This window comes from Flavobacterium sp. 38-13 (assembly GCF_001899155.1).
Lineage (GTDB): Bacteria > Bacteroidota > Bacteroidia > Flavobacteriales > Flavobacteriaceae > Flavobacterium > Flavobacterium lindanitolerans.
Map to the genome: position 1 here is coordinate 28,306 of NZ_MKVG01000015.1, position 26,880 is coordinate 55,185.

Consider the following 26,880-nt stretch of genomic DNA (forward strand, 5'->3'; position numbering starts at 1 on the left):
TTGAATCTTAGCGTTCAGACAAAAAAGGAGTTATTTTTTGTTTCATGTCTTCAGTAAAAGGTTCAGATTTGATGTTTTCCCTATTGGTACTAATAGCTACATTCACAAGTGTAACTTCGCCTTCAAGACAGGTTTTTCCCCGTTGGTCTTCAAAACGGAATCCGCAAAGCATTGAAGCACTGCCCAGATTTTTTACCCATAGATATTTTTTCAAAATTTCTCCCAATCGGGCTGCTTTCCTGAATTGTACTTTTAAATCGACTGTTGGAATACCATTGGTTTCGTGTATGGTAGCAAACGGACGTTCCAAAGCTTCTTCAAACCAATCTTCGACTAAGGCGTTCAGCATTTCGAGAAAACGAGGATAAAAGACTATTCCTGCATAATCAACATGCTGAAAACGTATTTTTTCCTCTTTAATAAAATAATTGCTCATAATTAAAATGGCTTTAAGGTATTTTTAAAAGCTTGCTGCTGTGGCTTTTTTCCAGAAAGAACGGAAATTTTCCGGTACCGTATTTTCATTTAACAGACAGCCATTTTCCAATTCCGGATAGGTTTCTGCAAATGTCTGAATTTTGGTTCTGTCAACTCTCATGCTGACTACATGTCGATCAACTTCATCCGGATGGCAGATTCCTGCAGAAGCCATGAGTTCCATAGCGCTTTTTACCGTTTCATGCTGAAAACGAGCTACTCGAATACTCTTTTCTTCGGGTACCAATCCTTTAACGAGTCTCGGATCTTGAGTAGCAACTCCGGTAGGACAGGTATTAGCGTGGCATTCCAAAGCCTGAATACAGCCTAAGGCGAACATCATTCCTCTGGCAGAGTTGCAAAGGTCTGCACCAGTTGCTAATGTCTTGATAATGTCAAAACCTGTAATAATCTTACCGCTGCATATGATTTTAATTTGGTTTTTAATACCGAATCCAACGAGACAATCATATACAAAGGCCAATGCGTCTCTTAAAGGCATACCTACGTGGTCAGAGTATTCCTGAGGAGCTGCACCGGTACCACCTTCGCCGCCATCAACTGTAATAAAATCAAAATAAGTTTCCGTTTCTACCATGGCTTTACAGATAGCGATAAATTCTGATTTGTTTCCAATACAGATTTTCATGCCAATTGGCTTTCCGCCAGAACCTTTTCGCAGTAGTTTGATGAAATCCATCAATTCCAAAGGTGTTGAAAAAGCAGAGTGCGTAGGAGGCGAAATGATGTCTTTTCCTTTGCTTACCAAACGTATGGCCGCAATTTCATCGGTTACTTTTTCTTTTGGCAATATCCCTCCATGTCCCGGTTTGGCACCTTGAGAGAATTTAATTTCAATCATTTTTACGTTATCAAGAACGGCTCTTTTGGCATATTGTTCGTAAGAGAAATTACCATCATCGTCACGGCAACTGAAATAACCTGTCCCGATATTCCAAACTACATCGCCGCCTTCCAAATGATATGGAGAAAGGCCACCTTCACCAGTGTTATGATAAAATCCGCCTTGTTTGGCACCGGCATTAAGTGCCTGTATCGCGTTACGGCTTAGGGAACCAAAACTCATGGCGCTGATATTGTATAAACTGGCATCGTAAGGCTTTTCACATTGTGAAGACCCGATTCTGATTCTTGGATTACTATCAACCTTTGAGAAAGGAATAGCCTTGATGCTATGGTTAATCCATTGGTAACCTACTTCGTAGATATCTAATTGGGTACCAAAAGGGTTAGAGTCTGTCTCTTTTTTGCTTCGCTGGTAAACAAGACTTCTTTCCAAACGGTTGAATGGCTTTCCGTCCAGGTCCTTTTCAATAAAGTATTGGCGAACACCCGGACCCAGAGATTCCAAAAGATAGCGCATTCTTCCAACAAGTGGAAAGTTTCTGCGGATTGTTTTTTTAGACTGGAACATGTCATACAATCCCATGATAATCAAAGGGATGAATATTAGTAATAGGAAGCTGGCTTTCCAGTTGATATAGGTCATTATACCGATAATGGCCAATACCGTGATGCTTAATACTACAAATGCTTTTCTCATTAGTTTTGTTTGTTTTTAAAAGAAATTATCAAGGATAATATTAGTGAATTTTCCTCAATTTCCCTTGCCAAAAGCCTTTAATTTGTATCGTTGAATTTTTCCCGTTTCTGTCTTTGGGAGCTGTTCCAGAAAACGGATTTCTCTTGGGTATTTATAAGGTGCGGCATTTTCTTTAAACCAGTCCTGTAAGCTCCTGACATACTCATCGCAAGCCTTGGATTTATCGGCTAAAACAACATAGGCACATACCAGCATGCCGCGGTTTTCATCAGGTAGTCCTACTACTGCACATTCTGATATATCCTCATGTTTCAGCAATACACTTTCAACTTCTATAGCCGCAATGTTGTAACCGGAAGAAATAATCATGTCATCGCCGCGGGCTACAAACCAATAGTAACCATCTTCGTCTTTACGGAAAATGTCACCGGTAAGGTTCCAGCCATCCTGTACGTATTCTTTTTGCCTGTCGGTTCGGTTCAGGTATTTGCATCCGGTAATTCCTCTTACGGCTAATCTTCCCGGTTCATTGACACCCAATTCATTGCCCTTACGGTCTACGATACGGGCTTCATAACCTCGTATTGGCAATCCGGTAGCACCTTTTTTCATATTCTCTTCGTTAGAAGAAATGAAAATGTGCAGCATTTCTGTTGCTCCAATGCCGTCAATAATTTTCAGGCCGGTGGCTTCATACCAATCTTCCCAGACTTTTTCAGGCAAAGTTTCGCCTGCTGATACACATTTGCGTAGTGATGAAATATCGTAGTCTTTGACTTTAGTGGCCAATACTCTCCAGGCTGTTGGGGCCGTGAATACAATAGAAACCTTATGGTTTTGTATGGCTTCCAGTAATAGTTCCGGACTCGGTTTTTCAATCAGGAATGTGGATGCTCCGAAATAAAATGGGAAAAGAACAAGTCCTCCCAAACCAAAAGTAAACCCCAAAGGCGGACTACCGGTAAAAATATCTTCCGGAACGGGTTGTAAGGAATATTTTGGGAAAGCTTCACAGATAAGGAGTATGTCTTTGTGATAATGCGAGGTCATTTTCGGGTTTCCGGTAGTGCCGGACGTAAAACCAATTAGGGCAACTGAATCTGCTTTTGTTGGGAAATTCTCAAATTCCTTAGGTTTGTTATGCATTAGTGTTTCAAGCTTTGACAGGCTTTGTTCTGTGCCGTCAAACGTGATGACCTGTTTGAGAAAAGTAGATTTCACTGAAGCTAATGCTTCTTCCAAACGATAATCGCAAAAAGCATGTGATATTTCGGCACTGTCAATCATGACTTCAAGTTCTTTTTCACGCAGCAAAGGCATTGTTGCGACCACTATACCGCCAGCCTTGAGCACGGCAAACCAGCAAACCACAAACATTGGATTGTTGGCAGAACGTATCAGTACACGATTGCCTGAAATCAAACCCAAATCGTCAACTAATACATGTGCAATCTGGTTCGCTTTTTCATATAAATCCTGATATGTCCAGTTTTTTTCAAAAGTGCGCATGGCAATATGATGGCCACGACCTTCTCTGACATGCGAATCCAATAATCTATCTACGCAGTTAAGTGCTTCCGGAAGCTGAAAATCCGGATGATTGTAAATATAATCCGGTTGCAGTTTTTGTGATGGCAGGTGCTTTTGTGCGAAATTATCTTGAAACATTTTTAATTACAATTTTCAAATTATCAACTATAAACTATCAATTATCAACTATTTTTTATGGCTTTCCGGTTTTAACGCTTTCTTCATTCCTTCCACAGCTTTTCTTTCACTTAATTTATAAGGATAAAGATGTGAGATTCCCGCTTCATAGGCCTTGGGAATATCTCCGGCAGGATATTGTTCATAGGCCTGGGCGTTCCTTACAAAACCTGGGTCGAGTAGGAGTGGTCTTCCCAAAGCAACCAAATCAGCCCTTCTGTTGAGTATGATGGTATTAATTTGGTCGATATCCTGTATGGTTCCGGCAGTAATTACCGGAATTCCTGTAGAGTTTCTCACAGCGTCAGAAAATGGGGTCTGGTACATTCTTCCATAGGCGGGTTTTTGATTACTCACGGTATATCCCGAGGACACGTCAATACAATCGGCTCCGGCTTGTTGAAATGCTTTTGCTATTTCCAATACGTCTTCCGGAGTAATACCGCCATTAGCCCAGTCGTTAGCTGAAATCCTTACAGAAATAGGACGGTTTTTATCAAAGTTTTCTCTTACAGCTTTGAATACTTCTAATGGAAATTTTAACCTATTGGTTACGGTTCCGCCATATTCATCTTTGCGGTTATTGGTTAGCGGTGACAGAAACGAGCCTAACAGGTAGCCATGGTTGGCCTGTAATTCTATCATATCAAATCCAGCCAGTTCTGCATTTTTTGCTGCATTGCGGAACTGCGTAATGACATTCTCCATATCCTGCCTGTCCATTTCTTTTGGCACCGGCATCTTACTGTTGTAAGGTATAGCAGAAGGAGCGAGGAGTTTCCATGGAGTTTCAATTGGTTCATCATGACCTTCCCACGGGCGTTTTACAGCACCTCTTCGACCAGAGTGACCGAGTTGTATTCCTATTTTACTTTTGCTGTTCTGATGAATAAAATCAGTTATTTTTTTCCAGCTATCTATTTGTTGTTGAGAACTTATAAGCGGACAACCTAAAGTAATTTTTCCTTCTTCACTTACAGCAACGGATTCTGTTAGAATAAGTCCCACGCCACCTGTCGCACGGCTGCCATAATGCACCAGATGCCAGTCAGAAACCAATCCGTCCTGGGCAGCATATTGCTCCATAGGAGCCATGACTATTCTGTTTTGCAGTTGCATTTGGCGAAGTTGATACGGAGTAAATGCCGGTGGTGTTTTAGTTTCAGCATTACCAATAGATTTATTAAAATCTTTTAGAACGGCATCTGTAAAAGAAGCATCTCTTATAGCAAGATTTTCCAGAGTAACTTTCTTAGAACGAGTCATAACACCAAAGGCAAAAGGAAGAAAATCCTGTTGAATATGTCTGTCCATGTCTTCAAACCATTCTAACGATACCTTGGCTGCATGCTGTATCATTTCCACGCGTTTGCGGCGACTTTGTTCGTACATTTGGAAAGCTTGCGGAATATCTTTTGGATGAGTGGTAATGGCATCGGCCAGGGCAATAGCACATTCCATTGCCAATTTGGTTCCTGAACCAATGGAATAGTGGGCAGTAGCTTTGGCATCGCCAAGGAGCACGATATTGTCTTTATGCCAGACAGTATTGGTAATAATCGGAAAATTTCTCCAATGTGAACGATTTGAAATCAGCCCATGTCCGTCCAATTCTTCTTTGAAAAGTTCAGAAAGCTTTTGTATGGTGCCTTCTTCATCTTCTGTCACTAAACCTGCTTTTTCCCATGTTTCAGGCGAAGTTTCAAATATCCAGGTACTTTTTCCTTCTTCATACTGATAGGTATGGGCTACAATAGGACCATAGGGTGTATTTCGGAAAAAATAAGTAAAAGCATCTAACGGACGGGTAGAGCCCATCCATACAAATTTATTTTTTTGGAGCGAGGAAGTGGTTCCGAAATCAGTAGCCTGCTTGTCGCGAAATAGGCTGTTAATACCATCGCTGGCTACAATTATATCAGAGTCTTTAAATGCAGACAAATCTTCTACTGCATGTTCAAAATGTAAAACAACGCCTTCTTCCCGGCATCTTTGCTGCAATAGCTGCAATAATGTTTTTCTGGAACAGCCACAGAATCCATTTCCTGTAATACGTATTTTTTGGCCGTCGCGTGCAATATCCAAATCGTCCCAATAGGCAAACCGGCTTCGAATCAATTCATAGGATTTAGGGTCTCGCGACAGAAATTCACTCAGAGTTTCGTCTGAAAACACCACACCAAAACCAAAAGCATCATCTGCCTTGTTACGTTCATAGACGTCTATTTGAAATTCCGGATTGGCCTTTTGGGCTAGTATAGAAAAGTAGAGTCCTCCGGGACCGCCACCTATTACGGATATTTTCATTTTATGTATATATTTTTAATATCACCCTGCCAGGGTTTATAACCCTGGCAGGGTAGGTTTCGTTTTGTTATTGTCTTTTAATTGCGAATATTTCTCCCAGTTTTGAGTAGTTCGATCCGGCGAGCCTTGCTACAGGTTTGTAGTTTTCCATATTAATCTTATAGTCGTCAAGCAATACCTTTTCGTCAAAATGAAACATTACGACCCTGCCTATAACAACTGTAGCGCCGCCATATTTGTGTCCTTCAAGAGAATAATGGTGAACAAGCCTGCATTCAAAAGAAACAGGACTTTCCTTAACTCTGGGAGGACTTACTTTAACTGACGGAACAGGAGTAAGGCCGGCCAGTTCAAATTCATCAATATCTGCGTGTACAGTCTGTGCGGTAGTATTCATGGCCTCAACAATATCTTCAGTAACCAGATTTACAACAAATTCTCCGGTAGCTAACGTATTGGCAAGGGTATCTTTTTTCTGCTGGTTGGAGTGGGCCGTTGCAAACATGACATGTGGTGGGTCGTCTCCAACAACATTAAAAAATGAAAAGGGAGCCAGATTATTAATACCATCTTCGCTAATGGTTGAAATCCATCCGATAGGCCTCGGAATAACAGCTCCGCTGATGAGTTTGTAGATGGCTTTTTGATCGAGTTCGTCAGGATTGAATTCCATTTTATTTGTGTTTGTACAAATTAAAGGAAATTTTTAGAATTATTTTTTAGGGTATGTATTTTTAAGAGGGTAAAATTAGGAATAGTGTAAAAATTCATAATTACGAATTTAGAATTATGAATTTTTAAATAACATGCATTTTATATGGCTTTGTTTATTGTTTTATTTTTTTTTACATAAATGTAGAAATCCGTAAGGAAGTATGTTAATTTATTGCCGGTATTGATGTGATAGGACCAAAAACAACAAATGGAAAGAAACGAAACAAACAAAAAGAAAGGTTCTCAAGCTATTATCATATCAATGCTATGAATCCTTACAAGGTAATTTTTACACATTCAAATGGGTTTAACCATACTCCTTACTGCAGACGATTTGTATTGCAGCCAGTAAATTTTGATAAAGCTTTAAAATAAAAACCGTCTCATTTTTTGAGACGGTTTTTATTTTGTATATGTTATATAGCTTTTTAAAATGCCAATCTTGTCCTTAACACCTCCAATTGCTCATCCGTAAAATCAATATGGGTTACAAAGCGCACTAAATGTTTGCCAAACGATACACAATACACTTCATTTTGCTTCAATTTTTCTACAAAATCAGTAGAAGTAATATTTTGAGGCAATTGCGCCAGAATAATATTTGTGCTTACAGGATAGACTTTCTCAACCCAGGAATTTCCAGCTAACATTTTCCCTATTTCCTTTGCTCTCCGATGGTCATCTTTTAATAAGGCGATATGATTATCCAGGGCATAAATACCTGCTGCAGCCAATGCTCCGGCTTGTCTCCAGCCACCACCCATGGCTTTCCGATAACGTCTGGCCTGGTCAATAAAAGATTTTTTACCCAATAGCAATGAACCTACAGGGCAACCAAGTCCTTTTGAAAGGCATATAGAAATGCTGTCAAAAGTTTTTCCGTAGTCTAACGGAGTTTGATCAGTTTCTATCAGGGCATTGAAGAGTCTTGCCCCGTCTAAATGTAAGATAATGCCATTAGCATGACATACTTCCTTGATTTTTTTGATTTCATTAAAATCATAAATGCTTCCGCCTCCTTTATTTACAGTATTTTCAAGAGATACCATTCGTGTAATGGGTTGGTGTATGTCATTGGCATTATTGATGTTTTCTTCTACCATTTTAGCGGTTATCCTTCCCAGATCACCTTCCAAAGGTCTGACAGAAGAGAATGCGTTCATGGCTATACCGCCACCTTCATACAAATAGATGTGGGAAAGTTTATCGCAAATTACCTCATCGCCCGGGCGTGTATGCACTTTTATTGCCAGTTGGTTGGTCATGGTACCTGTTGGGCAAAACAAAGCAGCTTCCATTCCAAACATTCGGGCGGCTTTTTCTTCTAAGGCATTTACTGACGGGTCTTCTCCATAAACATCATCCCCTAAAGGGGCTTTATTCATTATTTCTTGCATTTGTGGAGTAGGTAGTGTTAGCGTATCGCTTCTTAAATCGATTTTCATTAGGCTGTTATTAATTACTATTTAAATTGTTTTTATTGGCAAGGAACTCATTGTATAACAAATGCTAAAACCAATTTATCATCTTTATAAAAATTGAGTGTCTGTTCGGCAATATCAAATCGTAATGTTGTTTCAGAAAGATAGTGTCGCATTTTTGTTTCTGTTGCTGCAGCATCTTTATCTATGCACGCCATTTTTGTTCCGGCTAAAGCAGAAAAAGTAATCTGGTCTTTCGTAGTACTAAAAGTACCAAAGAAATTGTTACAACCACTATTTCCGGTTATTTTTTTGCTTTTTGCATCAAATTGCAGATTTGCTTTTCCGTAATCTTTTCCAACATTGTCAATTTGTATCAGCTTCCATTTTTTACCGTCAATAGCTGCCCATATTTCCTCTTCAGTAGGAATCGTAAAAGCAAGGGTAACTTTTTTTGTTTTTGGGTCCTTAAAATGTACTGTGGTACCTTGCGTGTGGATTTCGAATTTTTTGTTTTCCATTACGGTTTTAAATTCCTGTTCCAGTTGCATGCTTTCCGGGTCACAGGCCATTAGAGTACCCATTAAAAGGTTGATTTGTATTTGATTGCCTTTAATTTGGTATCCGGCGTTAAAACGATTACAACCGCTTTTGCCAAAAATAGCATTTTTTACCTTGTCAATAGTTAAATATACTTTGCCATTATTAATATTTTTACCATTTATCTGGCTTAAAATCATCTTCTTGCCCAGATAGGTTTCATTTGCAGCTTTGACCTGTTTCTTATAGACCAGTTTTTTTAAGCGATAGGTATAGGCAGAAGCATCGGCAGGAATGTTGCCTTGTCTTTTGGTTTTAATTACCTTAAGCTTGTATTCATATCCGGGCTGGTAATCAAAACCTTCTATAGTACTGTAAAAATTACTCCATTCTTTGGCCTTACCTTCTTTTACCTGCATACAATCCATTGGAGCTACACCTTCACAAGGAACGGTGTTTTCTTTTATTTTCATTGTAATGGTTTTTTGTGCAAAGGATAATGCACTGATACTTAAAAAAAGTATTGTAAACTGTAATTTCATTTTTCTCATTTTTATAGGATTTGTTTTTTACCGCAATGACACAAATTATGCCAACTTTATTTTTGATACTTAAAATTTGTTTCTTTTTATTTTACTGTGTAATAGGGATAGCATAAAAATAATTTTCCCAATAGGTTGAATTATATCTGTAATACCAAACCGGTTTGTTTTCAATCATTAAATAGATGGTGGCTTTTGTACTGGCAGGTACTCTGATTACGGAACTTCCGGTAATATATCCAATTTCATAAGGACTACGACTACTGAGACCATACATTGGACCGCCATAACAGGTATTGTTGCCTGCGGGACCTAAATGGCTGAAGTTGGTTTGTGATATTGATGTACTACTATTGGTCGATGAGAGGTAGGCTTTTTGCCAAAAAGTAACATTAATGCTTCCTCCGCCTCTTCTTCCTAATTCGACAAATGTAAGACCTGCATTTACTATCCAGTCGCCTTCGGTTAAAGTAATACTAAAGCCGGTATAGAGATAAGGTGTTGCGGCATTGCCATCAGAATATACATTGGTTGTTGTAGCGCTCCCTCTGATATTTGGCCTCATCACAGGGTGGTCTACCCATTTTCCGTTGCCCGAGGCATCACTCAATAATACATGATTTCCATCATGTGTGCCATCAGCAATGGTTAGTGCGCCTGGGGCACTGCTAACTATATGCAATTTAGTAGTCGGAGAAACGGTACCAATCCCTACATTACCTGTAGTCTCGTCAACAATAAAATCGTCGGCTTGTTCTGTTGAAGTTGGTGCTGTTCCGGTGTTGTTATGAGCCGCATCAACATGTAGTGTCCCCTGGGGATTTTTAGTATTTATCCCGGTTTGTTGTGCAAAGTTATTGAGGCTAAAGCCTGTAAGCAATGCTATTAAAAAGATGTGCCGTGTACTCATTTCTTTATTTGTTTAGCTGCCTGAATATTTGGCGTAAATAATTATATTGTTTTTAATATAAACCAAGTTGATTATTTTAGTTAATAGGAATAGCATAAAAATAATTTTCCGGAGCATAAGGGTCAAATCTGTAATAACCTATTGGCTGATTTTGTAATCTCAAATTGATAATACTGACTGGTGAACCTGTAACCTGAATAATTGAACTGCCTGTGAGAAAGCTCCTTCTGTTGTCTGCAGTATCTGGTGTAAAGGTTGCAGAACCCGTCAGTACACCTATATAGGAGGTATTGGAACCGCCCGGTCCCAAATGACTAAAGTTAGTTTGTGTTATCGCACCTGATAAGGAAGAAGACAAATAGGCATTTTGTATAAATGTTGCACCGCCAAGGCTATCAAAAACCAAACCCACATTGACTATCCATTTTCCAGGTTTTAGCGCAATTCTTAATGTTGAGAAAATAGGAGAATTTGCATCTCCGGTTGGCGTTACCGGTAAACTGCTGGTAGGGAAAGTACCCAGTACAGCTGACATTGTAATGGGAGGTGTTTCCCAAGTCGCTACACCATTGGCATCGGAAGTAAGTACTTTACCGACACCCTGGGTGCCATCGGTTATAGTAATGGACGGATTAGCCGTTTCGTTGTTAATATGCAGTTTCGTTATTGGCGAAACAGTTCCGATACCTACATTTCCGGTATTATTATAAACAATAAAATCATCGGTTTGTTGCGTTGTAGGCGTTCCTGTGGCGGGAGTGTTTCTTGCCGGATCAACATGTAATGCAGCCAAAGGGTTTGTGGTATTGATGCCCGTCTGTGAAAAACTATGAAGGCTAAGACCAATGAATAGCAAGCAGAAGTAAATGTTTAATGTTTTCATGCCTTTAATGTTTAACAAATTGGTGATAAATAGTGCTGTTAAATAATGTTTTTGAGGTTAGTTAACAGGTACTGCATAAAAATAATTTTGTGATGTATTTGTCCTGTAGGTATAGCTAAATCTCTCCAGCATAAGGAAAATTCGCAAAGTGGATGTGCCGTTAACTTGTATAATTGAAGTTCCTGATATAAAAGCTGTTTTTGGCGTTGAAGGCGTATAGGTTAAAAAAGCACCTTGCAATACGCCGGCGAAAGAAGTGTTGTTACCAGCCGATCCTAAATGGGAAAAACCATTTTGAACCGGCGCACCGGTGTTATTTGTTGACAGCCACGCATGTCCCCAGCCTTGTATGGCACCTGCAGGCAAATTTTCGAGAGTAATACCTGCATTTACTAACCATCTGCCAGGTTCAAGATCTAAATAGAGACCGGAATATATCGGATTGGTTGACCCTCCATTATTTGTTCCTGTCAGGGTTATTGTTTGGGCAGGTGAGGGAAAAGTACCCATTGTCACCGTTTTTGTAACAGCTGGAGTTATCCATGTACCTGTTCCGTTGATATCACTAACGAATAGTCTGTTGGCAGCCTGTGTGCCATCCTGGATACGGAGAGCACCGGAGGTAGTACTGTTAATGTGTAATTTGGTATTGGGTGTTATTGTACCAATACCCACATTGCCACTATTGCTAATAATAAAATCATCAGTTTGTTCCACTGTTGGCAGTCCCAATGTTGGGTTGTTTATAGCAGAATCAACATGTAATACTCCTTGTGGATTTTTAGTATTTATACCTGTTTGTTGTGCAAAGCTATTTAGGCCTATAAACAATAGTGTTAAACAAGCGTTTTGGATGTTCATGTTTTTAGTTTTAACGGTTTAACCATTGAAATTAATTAACAAGTACGGCGTAAAATAAATTGATTGGCTTCGCAGGAAAATTATATTTTTCTATATAAACGTGTTGTTGTCGGCAAATTTTCAAGGCACAAACAAGAGCATTGTAATTAGCAAACAGAATTTAAATACAGGAAGGAATATGACATATTACTTTATGCTCCAAACCCTAAGGGTCTGAGAATCACTATTACATTTGATTCTGCGATATCGGAAATAACCGGAACATTATACTATTAACATTGCTTGACAGCAACCTGCCTAATTTCTTCTATGCCGTTGAATACGTTGGGCACATAGGAATAAGCTGTTAATATATACTGATATCGGGTTCTACAACTGCATTATCAGTTAATAATTAAAAAATAGTCTGTTTGTCATGCTTTTGATAGGGCCTGGTGGGAGTGTTGTTCGGCCAAATCAGCATACAAGTTTTGGTATTCTTACCTGTTTTGTTAAGCAAAGGTTATGTTACCGTTGCTAATGTGTGGAATACTATTTCTGTATTCTTTTTTATTATATATTGCAAAACTAACAAATAAATTTTATTTAGGTATAAGTTAGGAGGTAAAATCCACAATATGTTATAAAATATCGATTAACAGATATTATTAATGGTTGAAGTGCACTTTTCTTGATTTTATTTTTTAAAACAATAAGAATTCTTTTGCGTAAAAAAAATGATAAAATATTAATTTTACTTCTTTAAAGCTTTAAAATGTTAGCCACTGAACTGCAAAAATTTATCGTTATACTATTATTTGGCAGTTTGGTTCTGCAATCATTTATTGTACTTGCCAATCCAATGAATGTGAACAAAAAAGCCAATTTGTTTTTTGGACTATTTCTTTTCCTTTGGTCCAGCTTTTGGTTCTTCGATGTTATTGCCTTATGCGGTTTAAACACAGGATTCGTGTTAACTCAAATTATTTATATTCTGCAGATATTTACGCCGCTATTTCTCTATTTTAGTGTGGTTTTCTTTATCAATCCAAATTATGTTTTCAAAAAGGCTGACCTGGTTTGCCTTATTTTACCGGTTATCTATATTCCTTTGATGTTGGATCCGCCTCATAATATAGTATATAGCATGATTCCCATTTCACATAATTTACCCTATATTGCTATTGTTTATTTTAAAATACGCCGTCACCAGAAACGAATAGAAACGATTTCTTCCAATACAGAAAATAGTAGTTTGCAATGGCTGATTAAGATAACTTCTCTATTATTTGTAACCATTATCATTACAGAAGGTTATGAACTCTACAATATCTTTATTGAAAAACGGCAGGAGCATTTGGTAATGGATTTGTTGTTTTTGATAATAGTGTACTTAACATCTTATTATTCATTAAGACAAAAAGAAATCTATCCGCTGGATGAAGCACAACGTAAGGAACTATTGGAAATAGAACTAAAAGATGAGGGACAGGAAGAAAAGAAGAAATTACTTTCTGATAATGAACTGGAAAACCTAAAATTGAAATTGACAGAACTGATGGAAACAGAAAAGCCCTATCTGGATGGCGAACTAAACCTGATTAAATTGGCAGGACTTTTAGGTATTAGTGCTCATCAATTGTCCTATTTGATTAATCAGGGATTTGATGAAAATTTTTTCCAATTCGTAAACGGCTACAGAGTAAGACATGCCCAAAAGTTATTATCTGAAAAGAAAAACCAATTTTCTTTATTAGGAATTGCCTATGAATCCGGATTTAATTCCAAAACTTCTTTTAATACCATTTTTAAAAAGATGACACAGCAAACACCTTCTGAATATAGAAAAGGCTTGAAGTAGTTTTTTAGTTGATAGTCTAAAGTCTAAAGTCTATAGTTGAAAGTCTATAGTTGAAAAGCAATAATGACTTATTGTGTTCGTTATTGCCTTAAAATCTTTTCCATTGTTTTTCCTTTGGCCAATTCATCTACCAGCTTGTCCAGATAACGAATTTGTTGCATCAGTTTATCTTCGATATCTTCAACACGGTAACCACAGATGACTCCTGTGATTTTTGAAACGTTAGGGTTGATTTGTGGGGCTTTGGCAAAAAAAGTTTCAAAATCTGTCTTTTGCTCGATTACTTGTTGGAGACTTTTTTCGTCATATCCCGTCAGCCAAAAAATAATAGTGTCTAATTCTTCTTTGGTGCGTCCTTTTTTCTCAACTTTTTGAATATAGTGCGGATAAACGCTTGCAAACGACATTTTATATATTCTTGTATTGTTCATACTTTGTTGTTTTGAGTTGTATGCAAATTACAAAAATGCCAATAATATATAACTCCATCTTATTTTAAAGTGTTAATTTGTATCTTGCATAAAAGAATAGGAATACGAGATGGTAAAAAAATATGCCCTGTTTTTTATCGTTTTTTATGCCACTATTTGTCAGGCGCAAATAGGCGATACTGTTGCTGTGCAAAAGTCTGAAAAGCGTATAGAAAAATACGACAACCATATCAAACTGCGTCTTGGACTCAGTAATAGTTTTAATTCGTTTCGTGTGAAAGACAGAACAAATCATCTGGATTTTACTTTGTCACCCAATCAACGGCTGCGTTCAACACTAACGCTAATTTATAAGTTTATTGAAATAGATCTGGGCTATACGCCAGAGTTTCTTCGCTTCAATAAAGATGATGCTCTTAGAGGACATACGAAGTTTTATAATTTTGGAACACGACTCTATTTTGGTTCCTGGATGCAAGAGTTACAATATGTAAAAACTAAAGGGTTTTATATAGACAGGAAAGATATTGGAATAGAAAATAATATACTGTTTCCTCATTTTCAGATACAAAAGATAGGAGGAAGCACCTCTTATGTCTTTAATCCGGATTTTTCGTTTCGGGCAATTTTTCTACAAAGTGAATGGCAGCAAAAAAGCGCGGGCAGTTTTGTGCCCAGCATGAGCTACTATTTTACGCAAATTAAAAACAACGAACCCAGCAAGGACCATATTTTTGATATAGCTGTTGGTCCCGGATATTATTATAATTGGATTATACGCAACAAATGGCTTGTATCAGCAGGTGCCTATGCGGGGTTGGGATTTAATAGCACAAGAACGGTTTACAATGACAATAAACCCGATGAAGTTATAGATGGTCTTTCTTTTCAAACACAGTTTAGATTAACATTGGGTTATAATACGGAACGTTTTTTTGCCGGAGCCGCTACAAGCCTGAATTCATTTTCATACAACTCTGATGCCCAAATACATGTGGCAGACCAACAGCAGTTCTTGGAATTTTATGTTGGATATCGTTTTAAAGCACCTAAACGTATTAATAGTTTATTTGGAAAAGAATAAACTGCTTTGAAATTGAAATGATTGCATATTGAATGATTTAATAAGGATTCTTTAAATTAACTTTCCAAAAAGTGGGTTTTTATGATTTTTTTAAGATATATTTACGCTTTGTAAATATACCCCCATGAAAAAACTATATTACGCCCTCTTGGTGTTTTGCTTTTGGCAAAGCATGAAGGGTCAAGGGCTATATATTCCCGATGCTAATTTTAAGGCAAAACTGCTGGCTGCTGATGCCGGGAATGAGATTGCCAGAAACAGGCAGGGACAATACTTCCGTATTGATAGTAATGAAAATGGTGAGATTGAAGCATCAGAAGCTTTGGCAGTTAGTTATATCAATGTATCGTCTTCTTCAATTGCCAATTTAAAGGGGATTGAATATTTTACGGCAATCACTACCTTACTATGCAATGATAACCAATTAAGTTCTGTTCCAACCTCAGATTTACCTTCATTGACATCATTGCAATGTTCAAACAACAAAATTGTTTCATTAGACTTATCAGCCTGCTCAAAACTATACAGTCTTTCCTGTGCCAACAACAAACTCGAAAGCCTGGTACTGAATAATCCAGAGCTGAATTTTATTGACTGCCGGCATAACGCTTTGATTTCGCTAAATATAAACAATTCTCCTAACCTGGAGTATCTGTATTGTTCTTATAATTCCCTAACGGATTTGAATCTTTCAGTGAACAGTCGTCTTCGCGATTTGGAATGCTCTTTTAACCGATTGAGTATTCTTAATCTAACCGGACTGGCCAGGCTACGTGATTTGGAATGTCAGAATAATCAACTGGCAATCTTGCAATTAGCCGGAAACTTTATCAAAAAACTTTATTGCCATAACAACCGATTGGCACAATTGGACCTATCGGGCCAAACAACGTTAGAAGAACTCAATTGCTCTAATAACGTCCTGACTGCTTTAGATTTTACAGGACTTACTAAATTAAAACGGCTATTGCTGCATAATAATCGATTGGTTTCGCTCAGTAATCTGGTCGACTATCCGGAATTGGTAAGTGTAATTGCAGACAATAATAAACTGTTGTCGTTGACAGTTTCCGGTCCGGCAATAACAGAGCTAAGTCTTGCGAACAACCAGTTAGGATATCTAAAGGTTTATAATTGTCCGGAGCTGAGTATCGGGAGGTTTAACTTTAGAAGTAATCCATTGGCCACTTTAGATTTACGAGGCCTTGAAGGGCTTGATTCTTTACCATGCAGTAATTACGGACTTAGCAATGCATTAACGGTTCTTGCAGATAAAGAACTAAGGTCGGTTAGTTTTGACGTTAACAGGCTGTCATCTCTGGATATTACCCAATGTCCGGGTGTTGAAGTGTTGGAGTTTGGTTCCAACCCATTACTTACTTCGCTTTTTATAAAAAACGGAAAGGATAATACGGCTTTTTTTGAGCATTCGTTATCCACCGTGCCCCGTCTTCGCTATATCTGTGCCGATGAAGATGAGATAGATATGATAGAAGCACGGTTGGCAGCACTGCCTGGTCTTGAATGCGGAGTCAATTCTTACTGCTCTTTTACACCGGGCGGAAATTATCATGCTTTGAGAAGCAGTACAACTTTTGATGATGACATGAATGGCTGTGATGCGGAAGATACCGTTGTTTCCTTTGCCGGTTATAAATTAATTCGCGGAACAACTGAAACGGTATATTTTTCAGATAGGAGCGGGCAATATAATTTGCCATTACTGGATGGCAACACAACCATTATTCCTCTTCTCACTAACCCGGATTATTTTGATGTTTCGCCACCAAGTATGACGTATTCATTTTCTGACCAACCCTCAGGTTCTTTAGAGCAGCTTTTTTGCCTGAAATCAAAAGGAGAATATCCTGACGTTGAAATCGCCTTATTGCCTTTAAATGATGCAGTGCCTGGGAATGTAGCCAATTACGCTATTTCATATAGAAATAAAGGAACCAGAACACAATCCGGAAATATTCAATTGGAATTCGATGCTACAATAATTCACCCTGAAATAACCACATCAACAGCACAGAATCCTGGACGTTTGATATGGTCTTTTTCTGACTTAAAACCTTTTGAATCGCGTACTATTGCACTGCGTTTTATATTGAATAGGCCAACGGATAATCCTTCTCTTAATAGCGGAGACATTCTTAACTATAAAGTTACAATAATCACACCTTCATTAGACGCTGTACCAGAAGACAATACGATTGTCTTACGCCAGAAAGTAGTTAATTCTTTTGACCCTAATGACAAAACCTGTCTTCAGGGACTTTCGGTTTCTTCTTCCATAATTGGGCAATATGTGCATTATATTATACGCTTTGAGAACACCGGCAATTTTGTTGCAAAAGATATTGTAGTAAAAGACCTTATCGATACGGAACGTTTTGATATAAGTACGCTTTCAACCATAGAAAGCAGCCATAATTTTAGTACCAAGATTAGCAATACCAATAAGATTGAATTTGTTTTTAAAGACATCAACCTCCCTTTTTATGACCATATTAATGATGGTTATATCGCTTTTAAAATTAAGACTAAGCTGTCTTTGGCTCCGGGCGATAGTTTTAGCAATGCCGCCAGTATTTATTTTGATTTTAATTTGCCGGTTATGACAGAAAGAGTAACCACCAGAATCGAATCGCTTAGTGACAAGGATTATGAATTTTCAAACCGTTTTATGATTTTTCCAAATCCTTCAAGTGATTTCATAACGATTACAAATAAGGATGAAATTCTGATAAAATCTGTGACCGTATATAATATAATGGGGCAACCGGTAAGGACGTTCAGTAGTACTTTCGACACCAAAGTATTGGATATATCTAATCTGGCTTCAGGAAATTATGTTATCAGGATTTATTCTGATGAAGGAACTGCAACGGCGAAGTTTGTAAAATACTAACCAGACAAAGTAGGGGGAATGTTGTATATTTGTTCGGAAAGGATTTGTCTTTTTCCAATCAATTACCTACTGAATAATGAAAAAATATCCTGCTTTTCTTTTGGTTGCCTGCTGTGCAGTTACCTCTTGCAACATAGCCCATAATACTGCTACTGCAAAATTATCACACATCGAAGTTCAGGGCCATCGTGGAGACAGAGGGCTTTTTCCTGAAAACAGCCTGGAAGCTTTTCGCAGTGCTATTGACAAAGGCGCTGACGTAATTGAACTTGATGTTGTTATTTCCGGAGATAAAAAGGTGGTGGTTTCTCATGAACCTTTTATGTCTTCTGAATATGTATCGCTCCCTAACGGGATGCCTGTTACCCGTGAAAAGGAAAGGTCTTATAATTTATATCAGATGCCTTATGACAGTATTCGTAAGTTTGATATTGGTTCCAAAGGAAATACGCATTTTCCGGAACAGCAAAAGTTCAGGACCTATAAGCCATTATTCTCAGAACTGATTGACGATATGGAAGCTTATACGGCTAAACACAGACCTGGCAAACCCATTCGTTATAATATTGAAATCAAGTCAGGGGCAGACCAATACGACAAATCCCAACCGCAACCGGACGTATTTGTTACAATGGTGATGGAAATTGTTAAGAAAAAAGAAATACAAAACAGAAGTAATATCCAGTCTTTTGACCCGGCCATACTAAATGCTTTACATAAAAAATATCCTGATGTGACTATCGCGATTTTAGCGGGCGATAAGGGACTTGCAAAGAATTTGTCAAAATTGGATTTCAAGCCGCAGATATATAGTCCGCATTACGGACAAGTCAATCAAGCTTTGGTTGATTCAGTCAGGAAACTCAATATGAGATTAATCCCGTGGACTGTAAATGACGAAAAAGACATCGATAAAATGATTGAATTAAAGGTTGATGGCATCATAACAGATTATCCGGAAAAGGTTATTAAAAAACTTTAAATAAACTTAATCAATTGTTTTATTTTCAGAAATATAATGTAATTGTGTTTGATTTAAAAATTTCTAATAAACTTATGAAGCTAATAGATTTAATACTTTGCGATGTTGCGTCTTTGCGTGAAAATAATTCTCCTTAGCACAACAAGCATCATTATTTTTCCGCTATTTTTTGATACCAGCACAAAAGCGTTTATTTTTATAACTAAATTAGAAGCTCATAAATTAGCAAGATGTATAAAATACTATCGCTTGACGGAGGCGGAAGCTGGTCATTACTACAGTTACTCACCTTAAAAGACAGATATCCCGATAAGACTGGCCATGCAATTCTGAAAGAATTTGATATGGTGATTGCTAATTCCGGAGGAAGTATTATTCTTGCGGCTTTGGTAGAAGACTGGCCTTTAGATAAGGCTATTGCACTCTTTAAAGACCAAAAAATCAGAGAAAAAATTTTTAGCAAAAATTCATTTTGGGAACGTTTTTTTCCCGTAGACTATATCAAAAGTATAGGCCCAAAATACAGTTCCAAAAGAAAAGGAAAGGCGTTTCGCGAACTGTTTACGGAATCTGCCAAAAGACAAATGAACGAACTTCCTGATTTTATTGGCAAACCCGATTTAAAGCTAATTGTCTGTACTTATGACGCCTTAAATAATCGGGCGAAATTTTTCAGGTCATATGGCGGCGGTCCTTATTATGATTCGGTAAAGCTCACGCAGGCCATTCACGGTTCTTCAAATGCGCCAATACAGTATTTCGATTTTCCGGCCCGTTTCAAAGCAAAGAATTCCGGAGTCTTTTTTGAATTATGGGATGGCGCTTTAGGTGGATTTAATAACCCTATTGCTGCCGGAGTCATTGAAGCCATAAAATCAGGCGTGCCAAGAGATTCTATAACCCTAGTTTCTTTAGGAACTTCCAATAAATCGATGTCGAATGACGATAAAAAGACGTTTTATGACATCAAACAGACAACTATCAAACAGCGCCGAAAAAAATATAAATTCTGGCTGTGGAAGCCGCAATTGCAGTTTTTTAAAATGTCGATAGTAAATCAGGCAAAAACCATATTGTATGAACCGCCTGACTGGTCCAACTATGTAGCTTTTATGTTTTTATTTGGGGAAGATTATAAAAAAGGATTGGATGCCGCTGCATTAAAGCGGTTTATAAGACTTTCACCTATGATTCATACCGATAAAAATACGCTTCCTGAAATGGAAGAATTGCTGAATACGCTGTATCGTATGGACATGAATCTGACAAAAGACGAAGAAATCCAAAAACTGGAAGAATGTTATGCCGGCTGGAAAGAAGGTAAAATACCTAACCAGCCTATAGAATACTCAATAACCAGAGAAAATGAGCTATTGCCAACCTTTGGACACATAAGATATAATGATGGCATAAACGATTGGAAAACTTGAGTTTTATGCATAAACAAAAATAATTGCTTTGACTATCCATGATATATATTGACCGATTGATTGTAATTTTTCTGTTAGGAGGCTTTGCCATGCTAACTATGCTTGTTATTTTCAATCCTTTAAAAGTCAACAGGAAAGCGAATATATGGCTGGGATTATTTTTGTTTTTGTGGGGAACTTTCTGGATAGATGAAGCTGCCGAGATTTTGGGAATAGCATCCATTGGCAAGCCTTTTTTATTTGTTTTGAATTTTCTGCAGTTTTTTACTCCGTTGACATTTTATTATAGTGCGGTTCATTTTACAAATCCTGGATTTTCTTTTTCCTTAAAAGAATTGAGACATTTACCATTGGCCGGTCTGTTCCTGGCCTTGTTATCGTTATCGTACTTTTATGACAAAGCAGATAAAGACATCCTGAGGGCGTGGTTAACCGTAATTATGCTGGTACAAAGTTTATTCTATGCACTGTATTCCTGTGAGATAATCAACAGGCATCAAAGGAAAATCCAGCAATTTTCTTCAGATACTTACCCAATCAGTCTAAACTGGCTTAAATACATTGCCTATACCATATTGGCTTCCGGAATTATAATCACGGTATACAATATTATATTTATTGCAGAAAGGCCGGGCACTTATCTGAACTTTGCTTTCCTTATAGCAATTTATTTTATAGCCTACTATTCTTTAAAACAGCAGGAAGTGTATCCGGTAGGAACACAACAGGCTGATACTGTTTTTTCATTTCAGGAAGAAAGCAAAACTAATGAAGGCCCAAAAATCAAGCTGCTTGGCAATGAAGAAACCGAACTCATAAAACAACGTTTGTTAGGAGTTATGGAATCTGAAGCTCCCTATCTTGACGGTGATTTGAATTTGATAAAACTCGCACAATTGATGGAAGTAACACCACATCAGCTTTCGTATGTTATCAACACCGGATTTAATGAAAACTTTTTTCAGTTTATCAATAAATACAGAATTGAAAAAGCAAAGGAATTGTTAGCCGATAACAGAAATAATAACCTGTCAATTTTAGGAATTGCTTTTGAATCGGGATTTAATTCCAAGACCTCATTTAATATTACTTTTAAAAAATTTACGGACCTTACACCTTCAGAATTCAGAAAAAAGAGTTCTGATTTATAAATTGGAACTTTTTATTTTCCAACTGCTTATTTTACAGTTGATTATAGAGTGTTCAAAAAGAGTTCATTTCTATAAATCCAAACATTTTTACAAGGGCAAGAGTATACTTTTGGCATAAAAAGTGAATCATGCTACGAAAAAATGACGAGACAGTTGCATCTGGAAATGAAACCGGTTATGCTGTTGTTACCGGAGCCAGCCAAGGCTTGGGCAGGGCATTTGCCTATGAACTGGCTAAAAATAATATACCGCTGATTTTGATGAGTCTGCCGGGACAGGAACTTTCGGAATTGTCTTCAGAAATTTCTGAACGATATGGGGTAAAGGTATTTTTTTACGAAACCGACCTTTCCGTCAAAAAAAATGTATTGGATTTTGCAGCCTGGGTCAATGCAAACTTTTCAGTATTTATGCTGATAAACAATGCGGGGACCGGGGGAACCCAAAAATTTGATGAGGCCACAGCAGAATATATCAGCAAAATCATTGAGGTAAATGTAATGGCAACCTCATTGTTAACCCATCAATTACTGCCCAATCTGAAAAAAAAGGAAAAGGCTTATATCCTAAACGTATCGAGCATGGCAGCATTTTGCCCAATTGGCTACAAAACGGTTTATCCGGCTTCTAAGGCATTCGTACATTCTTTCTCCAGAGGATTGTATGAAGAATTAAAACACACCAGCGTTTTTGTCAGTGTTGTAAATCCGGGTGCTATGAAAACAAGCCCGGAAATCACACGCCGAATCGAAAAACAAGGCTTTTTAGGAAAACTAACGTTACTCAATCCGGACGCTGTAGCAAGATATTGTATCCGCCAACTCCTAAAACGGGATACGGTAATCATGGTTAACCGTATGAGTTGGCTAATGCTTGTCATGCTTCCAATCTGGATAAAACTACCCTTATTGACACGGTCTATAAAAAGAGAGCTAAATCCGCAAGTATGAAAACAGTTTTTATCACGGGAGCGAATGGACTGCTAGGAACAAATTTAGTTCATGCAATGCTGGCACTTGGCTGGAAGGTCAGGGCATTAGTTCGCAACCCTAAAAATTATAAGGGAGAATTACACTCTCATTTGAAATTGGTGAAAGGTGACTTGCAAGAAGACCTATACACACATATGGAAGCATGTGAAGTAGTTATTCATATTGCTGCCGAAACCAGACAGCATCTCTTACGTTATTCAGACTATCAGAAAATAAATTGTGATGCTACTATAAGCCTGTTCCATTCTACGCTTGAATCGGGTTCTGTTAAAAAATTTGTTTTTGTAAGTTCTGCAAATACGTTAGGACACAGTGATTTGTTTGAATTGGGTTCAGAAGATAAGGCTGTGCGTTATCCGTTTAAAGATTCGTATTATGCCAAAAGCAAACTGGAAGCCGAAAATTTTCTCTTACAAAACAAAGACAGTATGGATGTGATTATTGTAAACCCAACATTTATGCTTGGCGCTTATGATACCAAACCCAGTTCCGGTAAAATAATACTGATGGGATGGAAAAAACACATACTGTTTTATCCACCGGGTGGTAAAAACTTTGTGGACGTAAAAGACGTGGCAAGAGGTATTATAGCCGGTATTGAGAAAGGAAAAAACGGAGAAAAATATCTTTTGGCCAATAATAACCTCTCCTACAAGGCATTTTTTGAATTACTTCGACAATATTCCAACCAACGGCCAATAATGATACCGTTACCTAAATGGTTACTTTATCTGTTAGGTTATGGCGGTAACTGTGCAAGATTCTTCGGATTGGAAACAAGCATAAGCCTGACTAACATGCGTATTCTTTGCCAGAATAATTTCTATTCAAATAAAAAATCAGTTCAGAACCTTGGAATTAAATACAGACCTATAGATTATGCTGTACACGATGCTGTAACTTATTTTAAGTCAGAGAATGTTTTGAGGTAATTGCTGTTGCAAACATAGCGACTTAGCGTCTTTGAGTGATAAATAACGGACCATAACTAAATTAATATCGAATTTTATCTAAATTTCTTAGGATAGTTAGGAATATTCAATCCCAAAACAATATTATGCGTAGTAATTTGCACACCATCTTTAACCTTAATTTTTACAACACCGCTACCGCCACGCTTTTCCTGAGGATATTTTTTAAAATGAGCAGTCAATAATTTGTCATCCTCAAAATTGATTTCATCGGTATAATATTCATTAGCAACATCCGGTTCCTTTATAGACAGATGGATATGTGCCGGCAAAACATCATTTGGATAGGGAGCAGGACGTACCGTTTTGATAGTATATTTTCCGTTTTTATCGGTTTTCACCCAACCCCGAATATGGCCGTGGCGTTTTACTCTTTCATCCATTTTTTGTGTAGGCGAATAATATCCGGCATTATCAGTCTGCCAATAGTAGATAATTACATTTGGGGCTGGTGTCTTTTGGTCCAATTGAAAAACAGTTCCGCTAACAATCAGCTTTTGGCCCTTTTCATTCCAGCCGGGACTTGTATCAGTAGCATGCAATTCTTTGGGTATTCCTATATACATCAGTTCGCAACCATCACAACCACCGCCAACAATGGGATTGTTTTTAGGGAGTAATTTTTCATTTGCCTGTTGTCCGTTACAACTCATAAACACCAGTTGCAAAAAAATCAGTTTAAAGAAAATTCGTTTTTTCATAATCAAATATTTTATGCAAAATGACAATGAAAACAGTTGATTTCCAACTAAAATAGTGTAAGCGGAGTTTATTTTAAGCTAAGCTGATGTGCTGAAAAGTGAAGCCTAAAATTCTTGGCATAATTACGGCTCAATCTCAAAACAGTATCATCTGTGAGTGTAATATCGTAATCACCGTTTTGTCTTGACCGGACAGATATAATCTTATTTACGTTCACCATATACGATTTGTGTATACGTACAAACTGTTTGTTGTCTAATTGTACTTCCAAAGATTTTAAGGTTCCGCTATACAGATGTTTTTTGGAAAGCTGATAAATGTTGACATAAGGAGAATTGGCAGAAAAATAGAATATATCATTTACTGCCACTACTGTTTTTCTGTTAGTGCTGTCTGAAATTAAAATAGAATTGATATAAGCTTTTTTCTCATTTGAAGGAGATAATGGTGAAGTTTGGATTTTCTGATTCGATAAAGAGAAAGCCATTAGCATAAACCCATAAATAATAATCGTTTTTATCAAATAGGCGGATATGCCATAACTAAAAGTCTGCCAATACGAAAACGTATGGGAATAGAATATTTTTGAGACAATCCAAATCAAGGCAGGATATGATAGCAGATGCAATACAACTGCCCCGCCAATAAGTAATATTTTAATTGCGATTTTATCTTTCTTTTCGGTCAGTTTTAAAAATAATGTCAGCAAAGGAAGGAATAAAATCCAATAGGAACTGAACAGTAACGATTCTGACAGGTAGAACGCGCTGTTCTGGGATAGTGTAGACAGGTAATCTATAAGCACGTTTACAGTGATAAACAAGACTAAACAGGCCGTGAAAACAGTTCTCATTTTCAGCCTGCGGTTAGAAACAGTATGGGTTGCCTGAAGTATCAAAATAGCCCTTATTTATACTTTACAAAATAACTTAAAAGTTAGCAATGGACAATTTTAAAGAATGGATTTTTTCAATTTATCGAAGAAAGACCAACTGTTAAGGTATGCTAAAATCGGTTAAGGTCTAGCAGAAAATGGCTAACTTTAATATGCAACCTGAACGAAACACTTGAAAAAAGGATGCATAACTGATTACTTTAAACTTTAAAATCTAAATTATGAAAAAGGCAAGCCTTATAATTTGCACGATTTGTTTCGCCTTAATTGGCACAAAAAGCCAGGCACAGGAATTTTATATCCGGGGTGGCTTAGGTTTTGTTACCGAATCCGGAAAAACAGAATTTAACAATGCCGACCCGAATGGGCTGACAATGATTCAGCAGTCAACAGATATTACCGTAAATCCTGATGGAACCATGAGGATAAAATCTCTGAATGGAACTTTGGGAGGTGGATTTAAAGGAAATATTACGGCAGGATATATGTTTAATAACTATATAGGAGCCGAAATAGGTTTCAATTATTTTTCAGGATATGATAAAACTATAGGAAAATTAACCAGTCCGCAGCTCCAGTCGGAAGAAGTAGCCTATTTAAGAGGGTTGGACATTATCCCCGCCATTTATATTACCCCGGGTTTGAGCAAATTGAATCCGTACGCAAGAATTGGAGCCATTATACCCACAGCCGGAAAACTTTTTATTGAAACTACGGCCAATCAAACCAATGGTGGCGGTCAGGGAACCGACATTCACGTAGAAGCCAAATCAGAAGTAGAATCGAAATTTAGTGTTGGTTTTGTAGGCGCATTAGGTGTTACCTATCCTGTTGCACCAAGATTGCAGGTTTTTGGCGAAGTAGAGTTTAAAAATTTGAGCATCAAGAGTAAATCGGCAGAAATTACAGAATACAGAACTACGGCGGTTACTAACGGAAATGCCGTATTGGTTCCGGGACAGCAATTGGCAGATCTTCCTGTAAATGAAAAGAAATTCGTTTTTTCAGACAGTTATACACAAGGACCGGCAGACCCTGATTCTCCACGCAGATTACCAACACAGTATGTAAATGCCAGTGGAATCGGAGTAAACATAGGTATACGTTATAGTTTCGGAAAATGAAAAAGCTAGTTGCATATTGTATCGTTCTGCTTTTTGCAGGAATACAGACAGGACAGGCACAATCTGTTACCGGACGGTGGAAAACCTTTGATGATGAAACCGGGGCTGCCAAGTCTATTGTCGAAATTTATGAAAAGAACGACAAGATTTACGGCAAAGTGGTTGAAATACTTGAAAAAGGAAAAGAAGACAAGACCTGCGAAAAATGCAAAGGCAGCAAAAAAGACAAACCCATAAAAGGATTGGTGATTATTGAAGGATTGTCTAAAAATGACGATACATGGGAAGGCGGTACTATTTTGGACCCAAAAAACGGGAAAGAATACAAATGCCATATCAATCTTGAAAATAAAGACAAACTAAAAGTCCGCGGTTATATTGGCTTTTCTCTACTGGGAAGAACGCAATATTGGACCCGCGTTGAAAAATAAAAAAAAG

At 37.6% G+C, this 26,880-nt stretch carries 23 protein-coding genes; 10 read left to right on the forward strand and 13 right to left on the reverse strand.

Translation table 11 applies throughout. The annotated features are described in order from the left end of the window. Positions 1–7 precede the first annotated feature (7 nt). The 10 genes from BGO88_RS10255 to BGO88_RS10300 form a co-directional block, all read right to left on the reverse strand. Positions 8–436, reverse strand: coding sequence for an acyl-CoA thioesterase (locus tag BGO88_RS10255; protein WP_286706806.1), 429 nt, complete (start codon positions 434–436; stop codon positions 8–10). 24 nt (positions 437–460) lie between these two features. Continuing rightward, entirely contained in the window at positions 461–2,041 is a 1,581-nt protein-coding gene (locus tag BGO88_RS10260; protein ID WP_286706807.1) for an FMN-binding glutamate synthase family protein, read from the reverse strand. 54 nt (positions 2,042–2,095) lie between these two features. Next, a complete protein-coding gene (locus BGO88_RS10265; RefSeq protein ID WP_286706808.1) occupies positions 2,096–3,709 on the reverse strand; it encodes an AMP-binding protein in 1,614 nt (537 codons plus the stop codon). A gap of 48 nt (positions 3,710–3,757) precedes the next feature. Then, a complete protein-coding gene (locus BGO88_RS10270) occupies positions 3,758–6,055 on the reverse strand; it encodes an oxidoreductase (protein ID WP_286706809.1) in 2,298 nt (765 codons plus the stop codon). A 67-nt stretch (positions 6,056–6,122) separates the two neighbouring features. Next, positions 6,123–6,728: a flavin reductase family protein gene (locus BGO88_RS10275; protein WP_286706810.1), complete on the reverse strand. Its 606-nt coding sequence runs from the start codon at positions 6,726–6,728 to the stop codon at positions 6,123–6,125. A gap of 469 nt (positions 6,729–7,197) precedes the next feature. Next, positions 7,198–8,214, reverse strand: coding sequence for a threonine aldolase family protein (locus BGO88_RS10280; protein WP_286706811.1), 1,017 nt, complete (start codon positions 8,212–8,214; stop codon positions 7,198–7,200). A 47-nt stretch (positions 8,215–8,261) separates the two neighbouring features. Next, complete coding sequence (locus BGO88_RS10285) at positions 8,262–9,203, reverse strand: META domain-containing protein (protein WP_286706812.1); 942 nt, start codon at positions 9,201–9,203, stop codon at positions 8,262–8,264. A gap of 160 nt (positions 9,204–9,363) precedes the next feature. After that, the gene (locus tag BGO88_RS10290) at positions 9,364–10,182 is read right to left on the reverse strand and encodes a hypothetical protein (protein ID WP_286706813.1); all 819 of its coding nucleotides are present in this window, start codon (positions 10,180–10,182) and stop codon (positions 9,364–9,366) included. 76 nt (positions 10,183–10,258) lie between these two features. Further along, positions 10,259–11,065, reverse strand: coding sequence for a hypothetical protein (locus BGO88_RS10295; RefSeq protein WP_286706814.1), 807 nt, complete (start codon positions 11,063–11,065; stop codon positions 10,259–10,261). Positions 11,066–11,122: 57 nt separating this feature from the next. Beyond that, entirely contained in the window at positions 11,123–11,926 is an 804-nt protein-coding gene (locus BGO88_RS10300; protein WP_286706815.1) for a hypothetical protein, read from the reverse strand. Between the two features lie 754 nt (positions 11,927–12,680). Here BGO88_RS10300 and BGO88_RS10305 point away from each other — a divergent pair. Continuing rightward, on the forward strand, positions 12,681–13,766 hold the full coding sequence (locus tag BGO88_RS10305) for a helix-turn-helix domain-containing protein (RefSeq protein WP_286706816.1): 1,086 nt from the start codon (positions 12,681–12,683) through the stop codon (positions 13,764–13,766). 80 nt (positions 13,767–13,846) lie between these two features. Here the strand turns inward: BGO88_RS10305 and BGO88_RS10310 are convergent, their stop codons facing one another. Further along, positions 13,847–14,197, reverse strand: coding sequence for a DUF2200 domain-containing protein (locus tag BGO88_RS10310; protein ID WP_286706817.1), 351 nt, complete (start codon positions 14,195–14,197; stop codon positions 13,847–13,849). A gap of 109 nt (positions 14,198–14,306) precedes the next feature. Between BGO88_RS10310 and BGO88_RS10315 the strand changes: the two genes are divergently transcribed. The 7 genes from BGO88_RS10315 (at position 14,307) to BGO88_RS10345 (ending at position 23,682) form a co-directional block, all read left to right on the forward strand. After that, positions 14,307–15,281 carry a DUF4421 family protein gene (locus tag BGO88_RS10315; RefSeq protein ID WP_286706818.1) on the forward strand — a complete coding sequence of 325 codons (975 nt, stop codon included), beginning with the start codon at positions 14,307–14,309 and terminating at the stop codon, positions 15,279–15,281. Positions 15,282–15,405: 124 nt separating this feature from the next. Then, positions 15,406–18,195 carry a DUF7619 domain-containing protein gene (locus BGO88_RS10320; RefSeq protein WP_286706819.1) on the forward strand — a complete coding sequence of 930 codons (2,790 nt, stop codon included), beginning with the start codon at positions 15,406–15,408 and terminating at the stop codon, positions 18,193–18,195. A gap of 76 nt (positions 18,196–18,271) precedes the next feature. After that, positions 18,272–19,177, forward strand: a complete 906-nt coding sequence (locus tag BGO88_RS10325) for a glycerophosphodiester phosphodiesterase family protein (protein ID WP_286706820.1) — start codon at positions 18,272–18,274, stop codon at positions 19,175–19,177. A gap of 230 nt (positions 19,178–19,407) precedes the next feature. Next, the gene (locus BGO88_RS10330; RefSeq protein ID WP_277016832.1) at positions 19,408–20,607 is read left to right on the forward strand and encodes a patatin-like phospholipase family protein; all 1,200 of its coding nucleotides are present in this window, start codon (positions 19,408–19,410) and stop codon (positions 20,605–20,607) included. A gap of 38 nt (positions 20,608–20,645) precedes the next feature. Continuing rightward, positions 20,646–21,758, forward strand: coding sequence for a helix-turn-helix domain-containing protein (locus BGO88_RS10335; protein ID WP_286706821.1), 1,113 nt, complete (start codon positions 20,646–20,648; stop codon positions 21,756–21,758). A 128-nt stretch (positions 21,759–21,886) separates the two neighbouring features. Then, positions 21,887–22,708: an SDR family NAD(P)-dependent oxidoreductase gene (locus BGO88_RS10340; RefSeq protein ID WP_286706822.1), complete on the forward strand. Its 822-nt coding sequence runs from the start codon at positions 21,887–21,889 to the stop codon at positions 22,706–22,708. After that, positions 22,705–23,682, forward strand: a complete 978-nt coding sequence (locus BGO88_RS10345) for an NAD-dependent epimerase/dehydratase family protein (RefSeq protein ID WP_286706823.1) — start codon at positions 22,705–22,707, stop codon at positions 23,680–23,682. The genes BGO88_RS10340 and BGO88_RS10345 overlap by 4 nt, the downstream gene beginning before the upstream one ends. Positions 23,683–23,756: 74 nt before the next feature. On the opposite strand, the gene BGO88_RS10350 is transcribed toward BGO88_RS10345, so the two are convergent. Beyond that, positions 23,757–24,422 carry a dioxygenase family protein gene (locus BGO88_RS10350; protein WP_286706824.1) on the reverse strand — a complete coding sequence of 222 codons (666 nt, stop codon included), beginning with the start codon at positions 24,420–24,422 and terminating at the stop codon, positions 23,757–23,759. Positions 24,423–24,490: 68 nt separating this feature from the next. Further along, positions 24,491–25,276, reverse strand: a complete 786-nt coding sequence (locus tag BGO88_RS10355) for a LytR/AlgR family response regulator transcription factor (RefSeq protein ID WP_286706825.1) — start codon at positions 25,274–25,276, stop codon at positions 24,491–24,493. A gap of 263 nt (positions 25,277–25,539) precedes the next feature. Here BGO88_RS10355 and BGO88_RS10360 point away from each other — a divergent pair, with 263 nt between their 5' ends. Next, entirely contained in the window at positions 25,540–26,442 is a 903-nt protein-coding gene (locus BGO88_RS10360; RefSeq protein WP_056073522.1) for an outer membrane beta-barrel protein, read from the forward strand. After that, a complete protein-coding gene (locus tag BGO88_RS10365; protein WP_277016850.1) occupies positions 26,439–26,873 on the forward strand; it encodes a DUF2147 domain-containing protein in 435 nt (144 codons plus the stop codon). The genes BGO88_RS10360 and BGO88_RS10365 overlap by 4 nt, the downstream gene beginning before the upstream one ends. The last annotated feature ends 7 nt before the right edge of the window (positions 26,874–26,880 follow it).